This is a genomic window from Candidatus Thiosymbion oneisti, from assembly GCF_900092655.1.
Classification (GTDB): Bacteria; Pseudomonadota; Gammaproteobacteria; order Chromatiales; family Chromatiaceae; genus Thiosymbion; species Thiosymbion oneisti.
Window position 1 is genome coordinate 1 of the sequence record NZ_FLUY01001439.1, and the last position, 21,332, is coordinate 21,332.

20 protein-coding genes are annotated in these 21,332 nt (G+C 60.6%); 10 read left to right on the forward strand and 10 right to left on the reverse strand.

Features of this window, described 5'->3' with window-relative positions; all coding sequences use genetic code 11:
- Positions 1 to 352 precede the first annotated feature (352 nt).
- From BQ17_RS14940 to BQ17_RS14950, 3 genes are all read right to left on the reverse strand, one after another.
- Positions 353 to 2,836, reverse strand: coding sequence for a response regulator (locus tag BQ17_RS14940; protein WP_089728390.1), 2,484 nt, complete (start codon positions 2,834 to 2,836; stop codon positions 353 to 355).
- Between the two features lie 158 nt (positions 2,837 to 2,994).
- Positions 2,995 to 3,855: a hypothetical protein gene (locus BQ17_RS14945; protein ID WP_089728392.1), complete on the reverse strand. Its 861-nt coding sequence runs from the start codon at positions 3,853 to 3,855 to the stop codon at positions 2,995 to 2,997.
- Between the two features lie 526 nt (positions 3,856 to 4,381).
- Complete coding sequence (locus tag BQ17_RS14950) at positions 4,382 to 4,954, reverse strand: PHP domain-containing protein (protein WP_089728394.1); 573 nt, start codon at positions 4,952 to 4,954, stop codon at positions 4,382 to 4,384.
- A 180-nt stretch (positions 4,955 to 5,134) separates the two neighbouring features.
- Here BQ17_RS14950 and tatC point away from each other — a divergent pair, with 180 nt between their 5' ends.
- The 5 genes from tatC (at position 5,135) to ureC (ending at position 9,697) form a co-directional block, all read left to right on the forward strand.
- Positions 5,135 to 6,307 (forward strand): twin-arginine translocase subunit TatC, encoded by a 1,173-nt coding sequence (tatC, locus tag BQ17_RS14955; protein ID WP_089728395.1) that lies wholly within the window; start codon positions 5,135 to 5,137, stop codon positions 6,305 to 6,307.
- 141 nt (positions 6,308 to 6,448) lie between these two features.
- Positions 6,449 to 7,138 (forward strand): hypothetical protein, encoded by a 690-nt coding sequence (locus BQ17_RS14960; RefSeq protein WP_089728397.1) that lies wholly within the window; start codon positions 6,449 to 6,451, stop codon positions 7,136 to 7,138.
- Between the two features lie 168 nt (positions 7,139 to 7,306).
- Entirely contained in the window at positions 7,307 to 7,609 is a 303-nt protein-coding gene (ureA, locus tag BQ17_RS14965; protein ID WP_089728399.1) for an urease subunit gamma, read from the forward strand.
- A 64-nt stretch (positions 7,610 to 7,673) separates the two neighbouring features.
- Positions 7,674 to 7,997: an urease subunit beta gene (locus BQ17_RS14970; RefSeq protein ID WP_089728401.1), complete on the forward strand. Its 324-nt coding sequence runs from the start codon at positions 7,674 to 7,676 to the stop codon at positions 7,995 to 7,997.
- On the forward strand, positions 7,994 to 9,697 hold the full coding sequence (gene ureC / locus BQ17_RS14975; RefSeq protein ID WP_089728403.1) for an urease subunit alpha: 1,704 nt from the start codon (positions 7,994 to 7,996) through the stop codon (positions 9,695 to 9,697). The genes BQ17_RS14970 and ureC overlap by 4 nt, the downstream gene beginning before the upstream one ends.
- Before the next feature lie 35 nt (positions 9,698 to 9,732).
- On the opposite strand, the gene BQ17_RS14980 is transcribed toward ureC, so the two are convergent.
- A complete protein-coding gene (locus tag BQ17_RS14980; RefSeq protein WP_176722453.1) occupies positions 9,733 to 10,059 on the reverse strand; it encodes a hypothetical protein in 327 nt (108 codons plus the stop codon).
- A 74-nt stretch (positions 10,060 to 10,133) separates the two neighbouring features.
- Here BQ17_RS14980 and BQ17_RS14985 point away from each other — a divergent pair, with 74 nt between their 5' ends.
- From BQ17_RS14985 to greA, 5 genes are all read left to right on the forward strand, one after another.
- Positions 10,134 to 10,808, forward strand: coding sequence for a Fe2+-dependent dioxygenase (locus tag BQ17_RS14985; RefSeq protein ID WP_089728406.1), 675 nt, complete (start codon positions 10,134 to 10,136; stop codon positions 10,806 to 10,808).
- Between the two features lie 545 nt (positions 10,809 to 11,353).
- Positions 11,354 to 12,496, forward strand: a complete 1,143-nt coding sequence (gene carA / locus BQ17_RS14990) for a glutamine-hydrolyzing carbamoyl-phosphate synthase small subunit (RefSeq protein WP_369406481.1) — start codon at positions 11,354 to 11,356, stop codon at positions 12,494 to 12,496.
- 79 nt (positions 12,497 to 12,575) lie between these two features.
- The gene (locus BQ17_RS14995) at positions 12,576 to 12,953 is read left to right on the forward strand and encodes a GxxExxY protein (RefSeq protein ID WP_089728411.1); all 378 of its coding nucleotides are present in this window, start codon (positions 12,576 to 12,578) and stop codon (positions 12,951 to 12,953) included.
- A 242-nt stretch (positions 12,954 to 13,195) separates the two neighbouring features.
- On the forward strand, positions 13,196 to 16,402 hold the full coding sequence (carB, locus tag BQ17_RS15000; RefSeq protein ID WP_089728413.1) for a carbamoyl-phosphate synthase large subunit: 3,207 nt from the start codon (positions 13,196 to 13,198) through the stop codon (positions 16,400 to 16,402).
- Position 16,403: 1 nt separating this feature from the next.
- Entirely contained in the window at positions 16,404 to 16,892 is a 489-nt protein-coding gene (gene greA / locus BQ17_RS15005; RefSeq protein ID WP_089728415.1) for a transcription elongation factor GreA, read from the forward strand.
- A 162-nt stretch (positions 16,893 to 17,054) separates the two neighbouring features.
- On the opposite strand, the gene BQ17_RS15010 is transcribed toward greA, so the two are convergent.
- From BQ17_RS15010 to BQ17_RS21985, 6 genes are all read right to left on the reverse strand, one after another.
- The gene (locus tag BQ17_RS15010; RefSeq protein ID WP_089728418.1) at positions 17,055 to 17,975 is read right to left on the reverse strand and encodes an urease accessory protein UreD; all 921 of its coding nucleotides are present in this window, start codon (positions 17,973 to 17,975) and stop codon (positions 17,055 to 17,057) included.
- 140 nt (positions 17,976 to 18,115) lie between these two features.
- Positions 18,116 to 18,277 carry a type II toxin-antitoxin system RelE/ParE family toxin gene (locus BQ17_RS15020; protein ID WP_089728420.1) on the reverse strand — a complete coding sequence of 54 codons (162 nt, stop codon included), beginning with the start codon at positions 18,275 to 18,277 and terminating at the stop codon, positions 18,116 to 18,118.
- Positions 18,243 to 19,652, reverse strand: a complete 1,410-nt coding sequence (locus BQ17_RS15025) for an ABC transporter permease (RefSeq protein WP_089728421.1) — start codon at positions 19,650 to 19,652, stop codon at positions 18,243 to 18,245. Before BQ17_RS15025 ends, BQ17_RS15020 begins: the two co-directional genes overlap by 35 nt.
- A 301-nt stretch (positions 19,653 to 19,953) precedes the next feature.
- A complete protein-coding gene (locus BQ17_RS15030; protein ID WP_089728423.1) occupies positions 19,954 to 20,241 on the reverse strand; it encodes a HigA family addiction module antitoxin in 288 nt (95 codons plus the stop codon).
- A gap of 13 nt (positions 20,242 to 20,254) precedes the next feature.
- Positions 20,255 to 20,533: a type II toxin-antitoxin system RelE/ParE family toxin gene (locus tag BQ17_RS15035; protein ID WP_089728425.1), complete on the reverse strand. Its 279-nt coding sequence runs from the start codon at positions 20,531 to 20,533 to the stop codon at positions 20,255 to 20,257.
- 151 nt (positions 20,534 to 20,684) lie between these two features.
- Positions 20,685 to 21,332: hypothetical protein (locus tag BQ17_RS21985; RefSeq protein ID WP_218068292.1), on the reverse strand; the 648-nt coding region annotated here is incomplete at its 5' end.

Below are 21,332 nucleotides of genomic sequence, written 5' to 3' on the forward strand. Positions count from 1 at the left end.
CCGGGCCCTTCGGTTCCACCCGCGCCGCGGCGACGGCGCTTTCCCCTGGCCGCATCACCTTTGTTGGGGACGGATGCCTGGTCCAATCCAAAGCGGCGGCAGGATCGTGCCACTTGACCGACCCCCGGCTTATGCTTAGGGCTGTAGGTTCCGGTAAGCATCGGGGTAAGGTTGCCGCCGCACTCCAAAACGTCCGCTGGAACCCTGCTATGATCGTTAGCAGTCCGGAATCCATAAAGAGCCAACGCAATGACGCAAGGACGCCAAGAAAGAACAAAGAATCTTTGCGTCTTGGCGCCATTGCGTCCTAGCGTTAAATGGGCCGGAAAGTGAGCGGCCAAGCATAAAATTTTCAAACTGAGCCACTGCCCAGACGCCGGACCACATCCAGCGTCGTCTGCAACCGATCGGCGAACGCCTCGATCGCCTCCGTCGGCGCTATCCCTTCACCCTCGAGCCTATCCTCCAGCGCTTTCGTCTGCGCATGGAGTGCGTCGGCCCCGAGATAGAAATAGAGCCCCGCGACCTTGTGGACCCAGCCCTGAACCGCCCGATAATCACCCGCTGCCTGGGCCTCCCGGACCCGCTGGGGGATATCCTCATGATCCTGTAGCAGGGTGGGGAAAAACCTGGTTTCGAGTTGGTTGCGATCCACACCCAAGCGTTGGGCGCCCAGGTCGAGATCGAGCGCGGGTGGTTGTGCGTACCCTTTCATCGGCAGAGCCCCTGGTGATTTGCCCGTATCCGGGAGAGGAGCAGAGGAGAGCCATTCCCCTGCCTTCTGCAATAATAGCGCCGAGTCGATCGGTTTGACCAGATAGTCGTCCATCCCCGCTGCCTGGGCCGCGCGGATCTGCTCCGCGCCCGATTTCCCGCTCAATCCGATGATGGGTAAGCTCCGGGGCAAAGTCCGGTCGGCGCGCAGCCGGCGCGTCGCCTCCAGGCCGTCCATCCCCGGCATCTGGATATCCATCAATACCAGATCATAGGAGCGCCCCGCCAGCGCCGCAATGGCCGCCTCTCCCCCCGCCGCCTCCATAACCTCGATGCCGACTTTCTCCAGCGTCTCTTTGACGAACAGCCGGTTGAACGCCGTATCATCCACCACCAATACCCTTTTGCCCGCATAGGCCACGACCGGAGCCGGCGCCCCACGCCGCAGATAGTCGCCCACTGCCACCAGCAGCTCCGGTGGGGTACAGGGCTTCGGCAGCAACCCCTGCATGCCCACCTTTTCGATCTTGCCCTGGGCAATATAGGGCGGCTCCGAGGTATAGGCCACAATCGGGGTAGTCCGGCCCTGGTGACCGCCGGCCCCGGCCCGGAGCCGTTCCGTCGCCTCATAACCGTTCAGCGCCGGCATATTAAGATCCATCAGGATCAGATCATAGTGCGCACCCCGCACCCGCTCGATGGCCTCATTGCCGTCGCCGGCCTCGTCCAGGGCCACCGGCAAGGGTTGCAGGGCATTGCGGACGGTCAGGCGGTGGAGCGATCCATCGTCCACCACCAGGAGCCGCTTGCCCGCAAACAGCGGTCGGGCTTCATCCATGACCCGCCGCTCGTAGACCGCGAGCTCGGCCTCCGCCACCGGCGGGAAGGTCAGGGTGAATTCGGTGAACTCCCCCAGGACCGAAACGCAGCCGATATCACCGCCGAAGGCGCGCATTACCCGCTTGCAGTAGGCCAGTCCCAGCCCGGTGCCGCCCTGTTTGCCGGCGGTATAGAAGCTGTCGAAGAGGTGGTCCAGGTTCTCCTTCGCAATCCCGGGGCCGGTGTCTTTGAAGCGCAGACGGTTGCAGGATTCACCCTGCTCCAGACGCAGAAAGATCCCACTCTGGGGATCCGTCTGCAGATAATAGAGGGCGTTCTTCAACAGGTTGAACAGGACGAAGAGGTACAGGGTCTCGTCGCCCCGGAAGGTGAACTCCGCCCCCTCCTCCAAATGGACCCGATCCCGCTCGGCGGAGGAGTCATAGCCGTACTCGTCGAGCGCCTTGTGGGTGGTCCGGGCGGCCGAGAGATAGACGAAGCGGTCGGGATCGATCGGCTTATCATGGACCTGATCCAGAATCATATCGATCACCTGGATGCCGCGCTTCACGGCCTGCTGGCCCTGGGCGACCCCCTGATAGATACGGTCGAGGGCCCGTTCGTCCAGGGCCTCGGCGGGCCGGTCGGGGTGGTAGACAGGGAGCCGCTGTCCGATCCTATTCAGATTATGCCGCACCTGCCCCAGCGGATTGCGCATCTCGTGGGCGACACTGCCGGCCAGGGAGCGCAGGGCCTTGTTCCTCTCTTGGGCCGCTATTCCTCTTCTCTTTGTGAAGTTAAACACGACAGCACAGATCATAACAATGGGAATCAGCGCGAAGGCGGCCATATCCGCGGCTTCCCAACTGATCGGCATGAAGGGATCCAGCCAATAGGCGCCATAGGCAAGCAGTACCCCGACAACCAGGTTTATGAATAATAAGAGTAAGCTATCGATCAGCATCGCTAGAATAAATACACCCATGACCTCGGTCATCATCCACATGGTCGAAAAACCATTCTGTAAGGTCAAATAGGTGCAAGTCAAAGGCAAGGCATACGTCATAACGAAGAGCCAATAGGGATAGAGCCACCTTTGGAGCCGCCGCGGCCAGGAATAGACAAAGATCAAAGGAATACAGAACAAGCTGGAGGACAATCTGAGAAAGAGATTGTCATAGGGTTGGAGTATCAGATGGGTCCAGACCAGATAATAGATCGGATGGGCCAAGAAACCCAGCCATCCGAAGACTCTTATATTGAAATGGTCTTCTACCGAGTGTCGATTGGTAGCAGGCTTCATGCGAATACAACCCCGTGCTTTGCGGAAAACGGGCCAAAGCGGTCGGTCGGGTCAGATACGTTGTCCGCGATCGGCGTGCGCCGGCGAGACCACACACGCCCCGATGGGGATCGATCCCGACCGACCGCGCCAAGCGGCCGGCGGCCAACTCAATGGTATTAGATCAGGGCCCCGCTTTTGCCACAAAAGGGGCCAAAAGTGAAACCGTGTTCTTCCAGGAGGTCCGAGACCCTGGCGATTGTGGCGGTATCCGGGATGCCGGTTACAAAATCACCAGGTACATTCTCCTTCCAAGCCAGGTAGCCCTCGGCGAAGCAGGTGTAACAATCACCAGGCGTCGGAAGCCGGAACGGGAACTCGGTATTCAACCCTTTGGGGCCCCGTGCATAACACTCGATATAGAGGGTATCGGCCCTGGTCGCCTCTTCCGCCTCCAGGCTCGCCGCCCGGGGGTGGGAATCGTCGATCCAGAAGCGGGCCCGCCGCAGATCACTCGCACCCAAATAGGGGACCGTGTTGCTGCTGACCAAGACCGCCCCATCGAATGCTGGCAGCGCCCGCTTGCCATCGACACCAAACACCGAGACCTTCGGCCCCTGCCGGGGACCGTTAGCGACTATCTCGGCGGCCAGAGCTTGCAACAGGCTGAGCTTGTCGGGCAGATCGATCAGTATGAGCTCGCTCGGTGTCTCGGCATAGCCGATAAAACGGCTCACCGCCTTGCCCAGCCTACCGGCAGCACCGAAAATAGCCAGCTTTATTGCACCGAAATCGAGCCCGTTTGCTTCACTGGCATGGATGGCCCATTGCTTGAGCATGGCCGCGGTGGCGGCATGGCCGGTGGTAATCGAAGGCGTATCCAACGGCCTGGGGAGCCGCCCGTAATTACAGGCATAGGGCGTCGAGGCACCCAAGGCGACCATGCCCAGACCGCAGGCGTCAGCCAACCTGAGCGCCGGGAAAAACTGTCGCTTGCGGAATTCCTTCAGGGTACTGGGTTGACTGATCCATAATTCCATGGGGAGTGGAATGCTAATATTGGCCCCGATCAGCTGGTTACCGACATAAATAGGCGAAGAGATAAACGGTGGGGTATTCCACAAGGCCTCTTTTACCCTAGCATCCTTTACTGGGGTTTTAGTAAACATAAGCCCCAAGGTGTCCCAACTGGTTGCGTGAAAGATAAAGCCAACGCCTCCGTCAGGCGGTAAATTGGCCTTTATCTCATCGGGTGTTAACGCTCGCCTGAGCGCTAACCCGCTATAATTTTTTTAGCGCTATCAATCGAATCGAACGCGTACATGGCTACCTCACTTGTGTGCCCAGGAGTAATGGATAATGGATTCGGGAGCGCGTAACGGCATCCGCTCGGCGCCCGAGTAGGGATACGCTCAAGGCCCATGACCTTTGAGCCGGCAGCAACCCTAGGGTTCAGCCCCCCGCCATTTTATACCCGTTGCCCGTGGATAGTTCGCCGCGCGGCACGGCGGTCCTACCGGCTTTGCCCAACCTACAAGCTGATCTGCCGCCGATAACCCTCCGCGGTCAGGTGCCGAACAAGCGCTTCTCCCGGACGCCGAGCTCGGCGGCTACGTAGCGCGCCACGGTTTGATTCAGCCAGTTGGGTTGATGGGCATCCGAGCCGATGACGAAACCAAATCGGTCGACGAAGGGACCGTAGAAGAGCCGCCAATTGCAGCACCAGACGTAGCGGTTGTTGATCTCTATCAGACACTCCGGCGGGACCCGATCCAAATTGGTGTCCAAGGCGTTGGGATGCGCGACGATCACTGGTTGACCCGTCTCCAGCAGCCGGTCCAGTGCCCGGTAGTCCGCATCCCGGTCGTAGCAGTGGAAGATCCGATAATCGGCCATAACGCCTTCCGCCGCCGGCACCCAAGGGTGGCCGTCGATCTCCATGCCGACCTTGAATCCGGCGGCCCGGACCTCCTGACTGCACGCCTCGAAGGCGTTCTCTCCCACCAGCTCCAAGTGATCGCTGATGCCTATCACCTCGGCGTGGCACAGGGCTGCGATGAACCCGATGGTCTGCTCCGGTACCACGGCGGCATCGCCGTCGGACCAGGTGGAATGAATGTGGAGGTCTTGTGGTAGCATCGTTAATCTGGATCTCCCCAATGAAAATGACTAGAGAATTGCACAGCAACTTTGCGGCACGATGAAACCTTTGCGATCCGGTTCATGCACCGAATCGCTTGGCAAACCCTGATTACAGCAGGGCCAGTGCGCATGCTCGAGGCATCGACCAGCACCTAGGAACGAATCTCAACAAGCGCAATGTCATCGCCCACGAATCCCCAAGCACCGGGTCAGGAACAGCCCTTCGTTTCTCACTTGGTGGAGCTGCGCGACCGCCTGATACGTATGCTGGTGGCGGTGCTGTTGGTATTTCTTGTCCTCTTCCCCTTCGCCAATGACATCTATATCTATGTGGCCACGCCCCTGATGGCGCAACTGCGGGAAGGGACCAGCATGATCGCTACCCAGGTGGCCTCTCCTTTCCTGACCCCCTTCAAGCTGGCGCTGGTGTCGGCGGTCTTCCTGTCCATGCCCTATCTGCTGTTCCAGCTCTGGTCGTTCGTGGCGCCGGGACTCTACAGCCACGAGAGGCAGCTGGCGATTCCCCTGCTGCTCTCCAGCATCCTGCTCTTTTATCTGGGGATGGTCTTCGCCTACTACGCGGTCTTCCCGCTGATATTCGCTTTCCTGACCGGGACCGCTCCGGCGGGGGTGGCGGTCATGACGGATATCAGCCATTACCTGGATTTCGTCCTCACCCTGTTCTTCGCCTTCGGCATCGCCTTCGAGATCCCCATCGCCACCATCCTGGTGGTCGCTGCCGGCATCACGACGCCGGAGGACTTAGCTCGCAAACGACCTTACCTCATCGTCGGAGTCTTCGTGGCGGGGATGCTTCTGACACCACCGGACGTGATCTCTCAGACCCTGCTCGCCCTGCCCATGTGGATCCTGTTCGAGCTCGGGGTCCTCGCTTCCCGCTTCTTTCAGCAGCGGCGGAGGGCACCCGAAGAGGCCCAGGCAACGGCGCCCACCGCCGGGACATCCGCCGGGGAAGCTCCCCCCGGCGAGGGCTTGAACATAGGCCCAACCCCATCTTCCGACGGACAAGGCGACACATCCGATGGTGAGGAGGCGCTGGTCGGCCGGGACATAGCCGGTGGCAATCCCTTGGATCCGGAACGGTTCCGACCCTTGACGGAAGAGGAGATGGAGGAAGCGTTGGATGCCATCGAGGCCGACGAGGAGAGCGCTTCCAAGGCGTTGGACGAACCGGACCCGGTGGATCAGAAGCTCAGGTGGATCAAAGAGCTACGCGATCAGGAGGAGCATACGGGGGTCCGGCGACTGCTCTACGAGGTGCTGGAAGAAGGCGACGATGAGCAACGCCAAGTGGCGCGGAATATTCTGGCGCAGATCGATGATCGTTAGCAATCCGGACTCCATAAAGGGCCCTTTGACCTCTCCCCGTCCTGAACTAAGCTGGTTTATCGTTTCCAAAATCAGTGGCCGGTCGGCAGCGAAATTCGCCTTCTGAAGGAAAACTTTCAACGATGCAGTGTTGCTTTCATCATGGATACCGCATTAACTTTTGACAAAATCTGGCAGCTGTTCCAGGAAACGGACCGTAAGTTCAAGGAAACGGACCGTAAGTTCCAAGAAACGGACCTTAAGTTCCAGGAGACAGACCGTAAGTTCCAGGAATCGCAGCGGGCCTGGGAGCGCAGGCTCCAAGAAACGGACCGTGAGTTCCAAGCGTCGCAACGGGCCTTGGACCTCAGGTTCCAAGAGACAGACCGCATGTTCCGGGAAACGGACAAGAAGATGAAGGCCTTGCAGGAGCTATTCGAAGGCCAATGGGGCAAGTTGGTGGAGAGCCTGGTGGAAGGGGATCTGGTTCGCTTGTTGGGCAAGCGGGGAATCCGGATCAACGATACCTCGACCCGGCGCAAGGGTTCTCGGAACGGAGAGAGCTATGAATTCGATATCATTGCGCATAATGGTGAGGAGATCGTCATCGTAGAGGTGAAGACGACCCTGCGGGTCGGGCCGGTCGAGAAGTTCATCGCACACCTCCATCGAGCCAAGCATTACCTGCCCGAATACAGCGCCCATACGGTGCTGGGTGCGGTGGCCTATCTGCGCGCGGAGCAAGCGAGCGACCAATATGCGCAGAACCAGGGGTTATTCGTGATTCGGGCCACGGGCGACAGCGCCGCTATCATCAACCCCACCGACTTTCAGCCCCGAAAGTTCGGGTAGAGACAGATTTCCGACTCGCTCCCACGCTCCAGGGTCAAGCAGCGCCTCTCTTGATCCTGGCTGCGGCAGGTAATCCCGCGGTAGAGGTTCGCATAATCCGGCGTTTCAACCACAAAAGACGCAGGGGGCGCGGAGCTTTTTTGAGAGAACTGTCACGAGGGGCCCACCATGGAGCTCACGCCGCGAGAGAAAGACAAGCTGTTGCTGTTCACCGCCGGGCTGCTTGCGGAACGTCGGAAGGACAAAGGGCTCAAGCTCAACTACCCGGAGACTATGGCCTTCATCAGTTGTGCGATACTCGAAGGGGCCCGCGCGGGCAGGACCGTTGCCGAGCTGATGGACTATGGCCGGACCCTCTTGACCCGAGACGATGTCATGGAGGGCGTGCCCGAGATGATCCACGAGGTCCAGGTCGAGGCGACCTTCCCGGACGGCACCAAGCTGGTGACCGTGCACGATCCCATCCTTTAGTGTCCGTCCATTTCCGCCTCTGCGCCCACACCGAATGCAGGCCGATTCCGAGAGGAGGGATGCCATGATCCCAGGTGAAATACACACCGCGCCCGGCACCATTGAGCTCAATGCCGGTCGTGAGCGGATGACGCTCAGGGTCGCCAACACCGGCGACCGTCCCATTCAGGTCGGTTCCCACTACCACTTCTACGAGACCAATCCCGCCCTCGACTTCGAGCGGGGACGGACCCGTGGCTTCCGTCTCGATATACCGGCCGGCACCGCGGTGCGTTTCGAGCCGGGTCAGTCGCGGACCGTGGATCTGGTTGCCTATGCCGGGTCGCGCAGGATCTACGGCTTCAACGCCAAGGTCATGGGTCCGCTGGATGGGGAGGGCAACCCATGACCAGCATCGGCCGGCAAGCCTATGCGGAGCTGTACGGTCCCACCGTCGGCGACCGGGTGCGGCTCGGCGACTCGGCGCTCTTCATCCAGGTCGAAGCGGACCGCACCCACTACGGCGACGAGGTCACATTCGGCGGCGGCAAGGTGATTCGGGACGGCATGGGTCAGTGCCAGAGGCAGACCGACGCGGTGGTGGATCTGGTCATCACCAATGCCCTGATCCTGGATTACTGGGGTATCGTCAAGGCCGACGTGGGCATCAAGGACGGCCGTATCGCCGCTATCGGCAAGGCCGGAAACCCGGATACCCAAGCCGGCGTGGACATCCTGGTCGGGCCGGGGACCGAGGCCATCGCCGGGGAAGGCCGGATCCTGACCGCCGGTGCCATCGATGCCCACATCCACTTCATCTGCCCCCAGCAGGTGGAAGACGCCCTGATGTCCGGCGTCACCACTATGCTGGGCGGCGGTACCGGACCCGCGACGGGGACCAATGCCACGACCTGCACCCCCGGGCCTTGGAATATCCGGCGCATGCTCCAGGCCGCCGAGGGGTTGCCGATCAACCTGGGGTTCCTGGGCAAAGGGAATGCCAGCCTACCCCAAGCCTTGGAGGAGCAGGTCCGGGCCGGGGCCATGGGCCTGAAGCTGCATGAGGACTGGGGCACCACCCCGGCGGCCATCGACAACTGCCTCGCGGTGGCGGAGAAGATGGACGTCCAAGTCGCCATCCATACCGATACCCTGAACGAATCCGGCTTCGTGGAGGACACGATCGCGGCCTTCAAAGAGCGCTGTATCCATACCTACCACACCGAGGGGGCCGGGGGCGGCCACGCACCGGACATCATCAAGACCTGCGGCCTAGCCAACGTCTTGCCGTCTTCCACCAACCCGACCCGACCCTACACGGTCAACACCGTGGACGAGCACCTGGATATGCTCATGGTCTGCCATCATCTGTCTCCGTCGATCCCTGAGGACGTGGCCTTCGCCGAGTCCCGCATCCGCCGCGAGACTATCGCCGCGGAAGATATCCTGCACGACCTGGGGGCCTTCTCGATGATCGCCTCGGATTCCCAGGCCATGGGCCGGGTCGGAGAGGTCATCACCCGCACCTGGCAGACGGCCCACAAGATGAAGATGCAACGCGGCAGTCTGGAGGGCGACCCAGCCGCTCACGACAATGCGCGCGCCAAGCGCTACGTGGCCAAGTACGGCATCAATCCCGCCATCACTCACGGCATTGCCCATGAGGTGGGCTCCGTAGAAGTGGGCAAGTTGGCGGACCTGGTGCTGTGGAAGCCCGCATTTTTCGCCACCAAACCGAGTCTGATCCTCAAGGGCGGCATGATCGCCGCGGCGCCCATGGGCGATCCCAACGCCTCCATCCCCACCCCCCAACCAGTGCACTACCGGCCCATGTTCGGCGCCTTCGGCGACGCTCTGGGGGCGACCTGCATGAGCTTTATCTCCCGGCAGGCGCAGCAGGCCGGCGAGCAAGAGAGGCTGGGGTTACGGCGGCTGATCGGCGTCGTGCGCAACACCCGCCGGATACGCAAGCAGGACATGATCCACAACCATTACCGGCCCAGTATCGAGGTCGATCCCCAAACCTACGAGGTCCGCGCCGACGGCCGGTTGCTCACCTGCGAGCCGGCCGCGGTGCTGCCGATGGCACAGCGGTATTTTTTGTTTTGAAACGACGGTTAAGCATCAGTACATCGCAAAGATTTTCAGGACTGCCTGATGAACTGGGTATTCTGAATTTCACCACGGATGTCGATCTCCACCGTGTCGACATCCGGCATTCGGCTCAGGATATAGCCGGCCGTGAGCATACCCAGTTTCTGGTTCTCGTTTTCCAGGGCGGTCAGGAGCTTGTCGGCAACGATCTGGCAGCGTTCCACTTGATTCGGATGTTGCACCCACTCGCGGCTCATCTGCCAGCCTTGGTCCATGTCGGCATCGAGTCTTGCGAAGTATTCCTCACCCTGCGCGAGCACGGCCTCGGGTACGTTGAGACTATATTCCTGATCGTCGATGATGGCCTTTAGAATCATAGTGCGCCCCTTTTATGCAGCCCGGCAGGACCGCATTCTAGCAGAGGCGCTTAAGTCCCAATGGAAGATTGCCCATGCTCTTGACCGTCCCCGGCCTGCTCGACCAGGCCCAACTCGAAAAGATCCACCAGGTCCTCGCCGCTGCGCCCTGCGTCGATGGGAAGCTCACCGCCGGCTTCGCCGCCGCCCGGGTCAAGGACAACCTGGAGCTGCGGGCGGATCCCGCGCGCATGAAGCTGTTGATCCGCATCCTCATGGCGAGTCTCGGCCACCACGAGACCTTCCGTTTCGGCGCCTTACCCCATCGGGTGGCGGACCCCATCTTTGCCTGCTACCGACCCGGCATGACCTACGGCGACCATGTGGACGATCCCATCATGGGCAGTACCGGGCCGCGCTTGCGCAGCGACATCGCGATGACGATCTTCCTCAATCGACCGGAGACCTACGACGGGGGTGAGCTGGCGATTCGGACCTCGTTCGGTGAGAAACAGTTCAAGCTCCCGGCCGGGGATGCGGTCATCTACCCCGCCTCGAGCCTGCATCGGGTCACCCCCGTGACCCAAGGCGAGCGCCTGGTGGCCCTGACCTGGGTCCAAAGCTACGTGCGCGATCCCGCGCAACGGGAGCTGCTCTACGAGCTCAACCTGGCGCGGGAGAAGCTGCTGAAGGAGGCGCCGGAAGAGGAGACGACGGGGTACCTGGACAGGTGCTACGTAAACCTGCTGCGGATGTGGGCGGAGGTATAAGGCGGATTCCGGGGGAGGAATGGAGGAATAGGGACAGCCTAGGTGTCAGGTCCCGGAAGCGGCGGATGGCTGCTTGGAACAGGGGTTAGCATGCCAAGGTTCCTTTGGATAGCCAAGTTATACGCACTCGCCCCGATAACCTCATTGCCGCCGTGGACAGGGCATTGGCCTGCCCTTAGAATTCGGCCCGGTAAGATATGCGGGCTAGGATGGTATCGGGTATCCCGCCACCACGCATGCTTCTTAGCTAACCGTATCGAAACTAAAGCCATTGGTTGCCCCTCACCCCAACCCGCTCCTCCAAGGGGGCAAAGGAGCGAGCCTGGCATTACTTTCGATTTTCTTAGAACCTGTCTGGCAAAAAAGGCAAACCCTTGTTTATAAAGCTGTACCTAATTTGCTCGGAGCAGAGATTTAGCAGATAAATCAATGCATTACGTTTTTTGCCAGACAGATTCTTAAGTCAAATGCTGAAAGGACGAGACGCGCTCCCTATGCGTCACTGGCGGTGCCCCTGATACCACCCGGTTCGTTCGGAGATGCCCTTGAGAAAACCCGCTATTCTGGTCCTGGAAGACGGGTCCATCTTCCGTGGGACTTCCATCGGTGCGGATGGCCAAAGTGTCGGCGAGGTGGTCTTCAACACCGCCATGACCGGCTACCAGGAGATCCTGACCGATCCGTCGTACTGCCGGCAGCTGGTAACCCTGACTTATCCCCATATCGGCAACGTGGGCGCCAACGCGGATGACGAGGAGTCCTCCCAAGTCCATGCCGCCGGATTGATCGTGCGCGATCTCCCGGTGCACGCCAGCAATTGGCGTCTGCAGGCGTCCCTGGGCGACTATCTGGTACGCCATGGCGTGACGGCCATCGCCGACGTCGACACCCGGCAATTGACCCGGATCCTGAGGGAGAAGGGCGCCCAGAACGGCTGTATCCAGGCGGGGAATACCATCGACGAGGCCACCGCGGTCGGGGCGGCGAAGTCGTTTCCGGGCCTGCAGGGAATGGATCTGGCGAGAGAGGTGACCACGCCGACCCCCTACGAGTGGACCCAAGGGGTGTGGGACCTGAGTGCCGGTGGCTCGGATGTGCCGCCCCCGAGCGACGAGCGGCCCCCGCTGCAGGTGGTTGCCTATGACTATGGGATTAAGCGCAATATTCTGCGCATGCTGGTGCAGCGCGGCTGCCGGGTAGCCGTTGTGCCTGCCCGGATGCCGGCTGCCGAGGTGCTCGCGCGGCGGCCGGACGGTATTTTCCTATCCAACGGCCCTGGGGATCCGGAGCCATGCGATTACGCGATTACGGCGATTCGCATGCTTCTGGAGACCGGTATCCCCCTGTTCGGCATCTGCCTGGGACATCAGCTCCTGGCCCTGGCTTGCGGCGCCCGCACCCTGAAGATGAAGTTCGGCCACCATGGCGCCAATCACCCGGTTCAGGAGCTGGCCACGGGTCGGGTGATGATCAGCAGCCAGAACCATGGCTTCGCGGTGGACGAGGACAGTCTCCCGGCCCAGGTCCGGGCGACCCACCGTTCCCTCTTCGATGGCTCCCTGCAAGGCATCCATCACCGGGAATATCCTGCCTTCGGTTTCCAGGGCCACCCGGAGGCTAGTCCCGGACCACATGACGTGGCGCCCGTGTTCGACCACTTTATCGATTTGATACGAGTCCGCAAATGAAGTGCTCAAAAAGAGTCCGCAAATTAACTCAAATTAACGCAAATAGAACGAATAAGATTCGCTTCCTATGTAAATACTAATGAATATTTCGCGGCGTGTTATTGGGTGTGCGTTCGAGGTCAGCAATCGACTCGGAGCGGGATTTTTAGAGGCCGTCTACGAAAATGCCCTCTGCGTGGAGCTGGGGGAACAAGGATTGTCGTTTGAACGACAGAAACCGCTCATCGTTACCTATAAAGGGAAGGTTGTCGGTAATTATGTAGCCGATCTCGTAGTAGAAGAGAAATTGCTCGTGGAACTGAAGGCGCTTAAGTCTTTAAGTCCGGACCATGAAGCACAAGTGCTGAACTATCTCCGTGCAGTCGGTATTGGTGTTGGCCTGCTTTTGAATTTCGGAACCACGCGTCTAGGTATTCGTCGTCTCGTTTGGCAGCACGACGACTCAGACCCTATCTAACACAACATTTGCGTTCATTTGCGGATAAAAACGGCAAGACGAAAAGAGGAAGTCCGCTAATGAACGCAGATTAACGCAAATGGAATGAATAGGATTTGCTTTTTACGCAAATACCAATAAGCATTTCGTGGCAGGTTATCGGGTGTATCTTCGAGGTAGGTAATTGACTCAATCCCGGCCTAGTACAATATTTGCGTCCATTCGCGTTCATTTGCGGACTCGCATTCATTTGCGGACAAGAAATGCCAAGACGAACTGACATCGAAAGCATCCTGATCATCGGCGCCGGTCCTATTGTGATCGGTCAGGCCTGTGAGTTCGATTACTCCGGGGCCCAGGCCTGCAAGGCGCTGCGGGAGGAGGGCTATCGCGTCGTCCTGGTCAACTCGAATCCGGCCACTATCATGACGGACCCGGAGATGGCCGATGCTACTTACATCGAGCCCATTAGCTGGCAGACCCTTGAGCGCATTATCGAGAAGGAGCGCCCGGACGCTCTGCTGCCCACTATGGGTGGTCAGACGGCGCTCAATACGGCCCTCGACCTGGTGCGCGAAGGGGTGCTGGAGCGGTATGGCGTCGAGCTGATCGGGGCCTCCCGGGAGGCCATCGACAAGGCGGAAGACCGGGATCTATTCCGCCGGGCCATGCGCAAGATCGGGCTGGACCTGCCTAAATCCGCCATGGCCCACAGCCTGGAAGAGGCCCGGCAGGTACAGGCCCAAATCGGCTTTCCGGCCATCATCCGACCCTCTTTCACCCTGGGCGGCAGCGGCGGCGGCATCGCTTACAATCGGGAAGAATTCGAGGATATCTGCCGGCGCGGGCTGGACCTTTCTCCGACCAGCGAGCTGCTGATCGAGGAGTCGGTTCTAGGATGGAAGGAGTACGAGATGGAGGTGGTGCGGGACCACCGGGACAACTGCATCATCGTCTGCTCCATCGAGAATCTCGATCCCATGGGGGTACACACCGGCGACTCCATTACGGTCGCCCCGGCCCAGACCCTGACGGACAAGGAATACCAGCGGATGCGCGACGCCTCGATCGCCGTACTGCGGGAGATCGGCGTCGACACCGGCGGCTCCAATGTGCAGTTCGCGATCAACCCGGACGACGGGCGCATGCTCATCATCGAGATGAACCCCCGGGTCTCGCGCTCCTCGGCGTTGGCCTCCAAGGCCACCGGCTTTCCCATCGCCAAGGTAGCGGCCAAGCTGGCGGTGGGCTATCGGCTCGATGAGTTGGAGAACGAGATCACAGGCGGCGCTACCCCCGCCGCGTTCGAGCCCACCATCGATTATGTGGTCACCAAGATCCCCCGCTTCGCCTTCGAAAAGTTTCCCCAGGCGGACCCCAGGCTCACTACCCAGATGAAATCGGTGGGGGAGGTGATGGCCATCGGACGCACCTTTCAGGAGTCGTTGCAAAAGGCCCTGCGCGGGCTGGAAACGGACCGGTCCGGACTCGACGAAGTGGTGGACCCGGCCCACCCGGAGGTCCACCGAATCCTGCGCCGGGAGGTCCGCCAGTCCGGTGCGGAACGCATCCTCTATGTGGCCGATGCCTTCCGGGCCGGCATGTCGTTACGGAAGCTCCGGAAGCTCAGCTGCATCGATCCCTGGTTCCTGGCCCAGATCGAAGCACTCGTCCGGATCGAGGCGGACGTCAGATCCGAGGGGGCCGCGGGACTGACCGCCGGGCGTCTACGCTTTCTGAAGCGCAAGGGGTTTTCCGATCGGCGCTTGGCGTCGCTGGTCGGTATCGACGAGCAGCGGGTCCGGGCGCTGCGGCACGCACTGGATATAGGTCCCGTCTACAAACGGGTGGATACCTGTGCCGCCGAGTTTGCCGCCGGCACGGCCTACCTGTACTCCACTTACGAGGAAGCGTGCGAGGCTGAACCTACCGAACGCAAAAAGATCATGGTCCTGGGCGGCGGGCCCAACCGCATCGGCCAGGGCATCGAGTTCGACTACTGCTGCGTCCACGCTGCCTTCGCCATGCGCGAGGACGGCTATGAGACCATCATGGTCAACTGCAACCCGGAGACCGTATCCACGGACTACGACACCTCGGACCGGCTCTACTTCGAGCCCCTGACCTTAGAAGATGTGTTGGAGATCGTCGCCAAGGAGCGGCCCTTCGGCGTCATCGTCCAGTACGGCGGTCAGACCCCGCTCAAGCTCGCCCGGGATCTGGAGACCGCCGGTGTGCCCATCATCGGCACCACGCCGGACTCCATCGACCTGGCGGAGGATCGCGGACGCTTCCAGCACCTGATCCGGGATCTGGGCCTGCGCCAGCCCCCCAACGCTACCGCCAGCAGTGAGGGAGAGGCGGTGACCGAAGCGATGCGGATCGGCTATCCTCTGGTGGTGCGACCTTCCTATGTGCTCGGCGGCCGGGCCATGGAGATTGTCTACGACGAGACCGACCTCAAGCGCTACATGCGTGAAGCGGTGCGGGTATCGAACGCATCCCCCGTGTTGCTCGACCGCTTCATCGCCGACGCCATCGAGGTAGACGTGGATGCCGTCTGCGACGGCAAAGAGGTACTGATCGGCGGCATCATGGAGCACATCGAGCAGGCCGGTGTACACTCCGGCGATTCCGCCTGCTCGCTGCCGCCCTATACGCTCTCACCGGCCATTCAGGAGCGGATGCGCGAGCAGATGATCAAGCTGGCACGGGCCCTGAAGGTGGTCGGGTTGATGAACGCCCAGTTCGCGGTCAAGGATCAGGAGATCTACGTGCTGGAGGTCAATCCGCGGGCCTCGCGTACCGTGCCTTTCGTCTCCAAGTCCATCGGGGTCCCCCTGGCGAAGGTGGCGGCACGTTGCATGGTCGGCGTATCCCTCCGGGAGCAGGGTCTGGTCAAGGAACGCCGGCCGAAACACTACTTCGTGAAGGAGGCCGTGTTCCCGTTCATCAAGTTTCCCGGCGTAGACACCGTGTTAGGGCCGGAGATGAAATCCACCGGGGAGGTCATGGGTGTCGGCGAATCCTTCGGCGAGGCCTACGCCAAGGCCCAGGACGGGGCCGGGACGGGATTGCCAAGCCGGGGCAACGCGATGCTGAGCGTGCGCCAGGCGGACAGGTCAAGATTGGTACGGGTAGCCAGGGAGCTGTTGGAGCTCGGCTTCGACCTTTACGGCACCCGCGGCAGCGCGGCGGCGGTAGAAGAAGCGGGTATCCCATGTCGGGCTGTCAACAAGGTCGCGGAGGGACGCCCCCATATCGTCGACATGATCAAGAACCATGAGGTCAGCTTCATCGTCAATACCACCGAAGGTGCCCAGGCCATCATCGACTCCGCGGAGATCCGGCGGGCCGCCCTCCAATATAAGGTAAGCTACACTACCACCATCTCCGGTGCTGAAGCGACCTGTCTGGCCTTGAAGCAGCTGGACGCTGTCGGAGTCAATCGGTTACAGGAACTTTACTGACATGCACAAAATACCTCTGACCGCCAGCGGCGCTGAGCAATTGCGTTCCGAGCTCGAGCGCCTAAAACGAGTCGAGCGGCCCCGGATCATCGAGGCCATTGCCGAGGCGCGCTCACACGGCGATCTCAAGGAGAATGCCGAGTACCATGCGGCCCGCGAGCAGCAAGGCTTCATCGAGGGTCGCATCAAAGACATCGAGACCAAGCTCTCCAACGCCCACATCGTCGATGTGACGGATGAACACACCCGGACTCTGGCTAACGGCAAGGTGATCTTCGGCGCCACCGTGGAGGTGCTGGAGCTCGACGGTGACCAGGAGCAAACCTTTCGGATCGTCGGCGACGACGAGGCCGACTCCACACGTGGTCTGATTTCCATCAGCTCGCCCATTGCCCGATCCCTGATTGGAAAGCAAGTGGACGACCTGGTTGCGGTCGAGACGCCCGGCGGACTACGCGAGTTCGAGATCCTGGGAGTCCGTTACGAATGATTCCGAACCACAAAGACGCACAGGGATTGATTTTCCTTAAGTTAATGGCATTGCGGTATAGCCCCCATGACAGTTCTGATTTTGTTCGTTCCGTGTTTACCTCCGCACCCCTTCACGGTTCTAAAAGGGTTCCGCGCGGCCAAAAAGGGCATTCCCGTGCCATCAGGTAGACCAGATGCGTGGTGGACAGGTATCACGTCCCATCAGCCGGGGCCGGAGTATGCCCCAAAGCGAACGAAAGATCCGACTCACCGACTCGACGCCTGGGGCAAGGCAGCGCGCGACAAGCAGATCCTCGATCAGGGTCAGTCCAGTAGGGTGGTCTTTCTCGTTCGATAAGGCTGCCCGTGCCACTTCCAAGCTCCCCGGTTCCACACCCGTGGCGACGAAGGTCCCGCACACAGGAAATCCACGCAGGCTACTCGGCCCGTCGAGCGCCTGCCCTGTGTTCACCCGCAGGCGGTCCCTCAGCATGGGTCGGCCGTCCCGGTCCAGCCTGAACTCAAGATCTGCAGTGCCTGGATCGAAGCGTTCACCGGTCACGGGCCGTCCCAGACTCTGTATCTCCCAGCCGATGAAACGCGCATCACCGGCAAGCTCGACGCTTGTCCGGGTACGTGCCTGCGCGCCGGGGAACAGAATATTCTCCTGGGGAAACCATTCGAGTAATCCGCCGGCGGCGATCCTGAGGCCTTGTTGCACAGTCGCGGCAGTGCCTGCACTGCGGTAGAACTTGGCCGCTCCGGGCGTAGTGACCAGCACCGAAGCACCCGCAGCGACATCCAGCCTGATCTCGATCCGGTCGCCGCCGACCAGTCCCCCCGGCGGGTGCAGCAGATAGAGCTGGCAACTATCCCCCTCCGGGTAAAAGGGGCGCTGGACCGTGAGTGGTCCGACCTGGCGTTTATGGGCCAGGACCGTTCGCCCGGCTCTCACCTCGAACCCCAGATCGAGCCTGCCTAACCAGCCTCCCCCAACCAACCTCCCAGAAGCATCGGCGCCGCGTTCGAGGAGATCGTCGGGTTTTAACGCACCTCTCTCCGGCCCCTGTTGGCGCCCACTGTCATTAGGGTGTGTTGACATTTCAGAATCGCTGACAAGGATTGCCGCGTCACGCCTAACCTACGTGGCGCCTCGGTAACACTCATGCCTTCCGGCAGGTATTCGCGCAACACCTCTCCGGGATGCGCAGGGTCATGCATGTATGACATTTTTACCTCAAGTCAATGGTAATCCATGTAATCGACATCGACGGCATCCCCATTTTCAAAGCGAAAAACGAGGCGCCAGTTACCCCTCACTGTGACCGCCCAACCACCGGACAGATCACCCTTCAGACGATGCAGTCGCCTATCTGGCATCCCGCAACCGCGGATCGAAGGCATCGCGCACGACGTCCGCGAACAGGTTGGCGAACAGGACCAGAGTGAACATGAACAGGAAGGCCGCCGCCAGTGACCACCAGACCACCGGCTCCCGTGCCAGCTCCAGGCGCGCGCCGTTGATCATGTTACCCCAGCTGTCCATGGTGGGATCGACGCCGATGTTGATGTAGGACAGCACCGCCTCGGCTAGTACCAGACCGCTGAAGTCGAGCACCAGGGTAATCAGCACGATGTGCAGGACATTGGGCAGGATGTGGCGGCCGATGACCGTGGCATGGCTCACGCCCAGGGCCTCCGCCGCCTGCACATAGTCGACCTCACGCAGCTTAAGGGATTCCCCGCGCAGCAGCCGGCACAGGCCCGTCCAGCTGGTCACGCCGAGGATGATGCACAGAAACAGCAGCCGCAGATCCGCCCGCTCTACCAGGCTGGCGAAGTCCTGCTCGTGATTGCTCATGTAGATCTGGAGCATGAGGATGGCGGCGGCGATCAGGAGCACGCCGGGGATCGAACTCAGGGTGGTGTAGAGGTATTGGATGATGTCGTCCGCCAGGCCCCGGAAGTAGCCCGCCATGATGCCGAGCAGGATGGCCGCGGGCAGCATGACCAGGGTCGTCAGGGTGCCGATGACCAAGCCGGTGCGGACGCCCTTCAAGCTTTGGTAGAAGACGTCCTCCCCCACCTTGTCGGTACCCAGGATGTGGTACTTGCCCGCCAGCTCCCCGGCGACAAAGCCCAGCATCAACATGACGCCCAAGGTCAGCAGGGCCGCCCGCCAGGGGACAGAGGTGCGGCCTGCCCAAACCAGCGCCCAGCAGGTCCGCCGCAACCCGACGTCCATGCGCCGTGCCTGGAGCCACAACAGTAACCAGGCCACCAACAGCCAACAGATCAGACCCATGAGCAGACCACGCAGGGCGCTCCAGGCAATGTCGGGAAGCCGGTCCTGGTGCGGATCGGCCAAGTGACGCCCACCCCATTGCAGCCGCGGGTAGTCCCGGATCACCCGGCCGTCGGGCAGCTCCAGGCGCTCCTTGGCATAGAGGTGGGTTGCGAAGGGCGCGGAGTAGGTCTTCTCCTGGTGCTCCCGCAAGGGCGTCAGCCACAGATCCAGGAGGCTCAGGATCTCCGGCGAGTACACCGTCGTATCCGACGCGGCCAGGTCCTCTTCCCGGGGGTGGAAATGCACACTGTCCAATAGACCGATGACCACATAGAAGCCGAGGATGACCAAGGCCGACACCCCGACCCGGCTGCGCCCGACCCGACGCCAGGGCGCGCGCAGGTGCTCGTGGCGCGCGGCATAGAGGGCGAACCCCAGCGCCAATGCAAGCAGTAGGTAGATGAGCGCATCGGTCAGCAGGACGACGGGCAACTCAGTATCCCCGTGGGTGGATTAGTATCCAGTTTCACCTTATTTTTCGTGCTTAGACCCGTAGGGTGGGCTGCGCCCACCAGCTAGGCTAGGGCGGGTTGACATTTGTAGTTCTCGGGTCCGATTGCGGCCTTCTAAAAGAAGAAAGCGAGGCTTGCTATCCTGTTCTCGGTTATCCACAGATTACGCAGATTTTCACAGTCGGCAAGCGCCTTTACCTTTATCGGCACCAGATCCGGTTTTCCGGGATTGCTGAGCTCGATATCTGCAACTACATGGCCCATAGCAATGGATCTGTGTGTCAGGCGGCAACTTCCTGCAGGGCACGCACCGGCGGCTGTTTGTGCCGCATCGCCTGGGCCAGGTCATAATTGGCCTGCATGGCGAGCCAGGCGCGCGCCGTGCTGACGCCGGCAAGTTCCAGGCGCACGGCCAAGTCCGGGCTGATGGCGGCATGGCCGTTGAGCACGCGCGACAGCGCGACCCGCGACATGCCGAGGCGTGCGGCGGCTTCTTTGACCGACAGACCCAGCGGCGTGAGTACGTCCTCGCGGAGCAGCGCGCCGGGGTGCGGAGGGTTCTTCATCATGGCTAGGCTCCTTTCAGTGGTAGTCCCGGTAATCGACCAGTTCGACATTAGACCCGGTAAATCGGAAGGTTACGCGCCAATTACCATTGACCCATATCGACCAATGCCCTTTCAGCTCGCCCTTGAGTGGGTGTAGTTTGAACGCGGGCAGGCTCAGGTCTTCGGGACCGATTGCAACCTCGAGTAGACCCAAAATGCGGCCGAGCTTGGCTGCGTGTGCTGCTTGGATGCCCCGTGTTGAGCCGGTGCGACAGAAAATCTCAAGGCCCTTGTGTCGAAATCCGATAATCATGCGCAAAGTGTATTTCGTAACGTTACGAGATACAACCCTTCCATGCCCCGACTGTCGCATAAGTCCTAACGAAAGAATCTGCGAATATCTGTGTAATCTGCGGATAAAAGATGTGATTACCAATGGTTCCGCACATTCCCACGGGAAAGCATCATTTGTGTGGATTCGCGTGATTCGTGGTCAGTTCCGATTTCTTCTGTCGTAGCCCCACAATCAGTCTGTCCTTCTCCTCCAGGGCCTCGTCCATTTCCGCAATTCGCCGTTCCATATACTCCAGCTCCGCCAGGATATCATCCTCCACATCCATGGTCTGTCTGATCTTCGGCTCGGTGATGGCCCGATTCAACCAGCGGACTACCTGTCGATATTCTTGCGGATAAGCGGCCTCATCGATGTCCAGGATATGCTCGTCACTCGATACTTTCAGGTGCTGGTCGAAAACGGCCAAGAGTCGTTCCGCGGCCGTTTTGTACTCCGGACCCAGATAGGGAATCTGAATCACGAAGCTGTCGTGGGTCAGGCTCTCGATGAATTCCTCCCGAGCGGAGATGGCCTGCCCGGTGGCGGCGTCATAGTAGCTTCTGAGGACCTTGATGACCGGCACCTGGACATGCTCGAGCTGATAGCCCAGGAAATAGATGCTGATGATGGGGATCGCCTTTTGGACCTTACCACCTCCTTCGAGTGTGAATCCTTGCTTGTATTGTTCCCCGAGATACTGACGAAAGCGCATGATGTCGGCGGCGAACTTGGCCTTTTGGATCTCGATGATGACCTGTTTGATCGCGCCGTCCTGGGT

Excerpts from the sequence above, each read along its gene's own strand:
- BQ17_RS14940 (WP_089728390.1), bottom strand. The coding sequence starts at position 2,836 with ATGAAGCCTGCTACCAATCGACACTCGGTAGAAGACCATTTCAATATA.
- BQ17_RS14945 (WP_089728392.1), bottom strand. The coding sequence starts at position 3,855 with ATGGAATTATGGATCAGTCAACCCAGTACCCTGAAGGAATTCCGCAAG.
- BQ17_RS14950 (WP_089728394.1), bottom strand. The coding sequence starts at position 4,954 with ATGCTACCACAAGACCTCCACATTCATTCCACCTGGTCCGACGGCGAT.
- tatC (WP_089728395.1), top strand. The coding sequence starts at position 5,135 with ATGTCATCGCCCACGAATCCCCAAGCACCGGGTCAGGAACAGCCCTTC.
- BQ17_RS14960 (WP_089728397.1), top strand. The coding sequence starts at position 6,449 with ATGGATACCGCATTAACTTTTGACAAAATCTGGCAGCTGTTCCAGGAA.
- ureA (WP_089728399.1), top strand. The coding sequence starts at position 7,307 with ATGGAGCTCACGCCGCGAGAGAAAGACAAGCTGTTGCTGTTCACCGCC.
- BQ17_RS14970 (WP_089728401.1), top strand. The coding sequence starts at position 7,674 with ATGATCCCAGGTGAAATACACACCGCGCCCGGCACCATTGAGCTCAAT.
- ureC (WP_089728403.1), top strand. The coding sequence starts at position 7,994 with ATGACCAGCATCGGCCGGCAAGCCTATGCGGAGCTGTACGGTCCCACC.
- BQ17_RS14980 (WP_176722453.1), bottom strand. The coding sequence starts at position 10,059 with ATGATTCTAAAGGCCATCATCGACGATCAGGAATATAGTCTCAACGTA.
- BQ17_RS14985 (WP_089728406.1), top strand. The coding sequence starts at position 10,134 with ATGCTCTTGACCGTCCCCGGCCTGCTCGACCAGGCCCAACTCGAAAAG.
- BQ17_RS14995 (WP_089728411.1), top strand. The coding sequence starts at position 12,576 with ATGAATATTTCGCGGCGTGTTATTGGGTGTGCGTTCGAGGTCAGCAAT.
- carB (WP_089728413.1), top strand. The coding sequence starts at position 13,196 with ATGCCAAGACGAACTGACATCGAAAGCATCCTGATCATCGGCGCCGGT.
- greA (WP_089728415.1), top strand. The coding sequence starts at position 16,404 with ATGCACAAAATACCTCTGACCGCCAGCGGCGCTGAGCAATTGCGTTCC.
- BQ17_RS15010 (WP_089728418.1), bottom strand. The coding sequence starts at position 17,975 with ATGTCAACACACCCTAATGACAGTGGGCGCCAACAGGGGCCGGAGAGA.
- BQ17_RS15020 (WP_089728420.1), bottom strand. The coding sequence starts at position 18,277 with ATGCCTTCGATCCGCGGTTGCGGGATGCCAGATAGGCGACTGCATCGT.
- BQ17_RS15030 (WP_089728423.1), bottom strand. The coding sequence starts at position 20,241 with ATGATGAAGAACCCTCCGCACCCCGGCGCGCTGCTCCGCGAGGACGTA.
- BQ17_RS15035 (WP_089728425.1), bottom strand. The coding sequence starts at position 20,533 with ATGATTATCGGATTTCGACACAAGGGCCTTGAGATTTTCTGTCGCACC.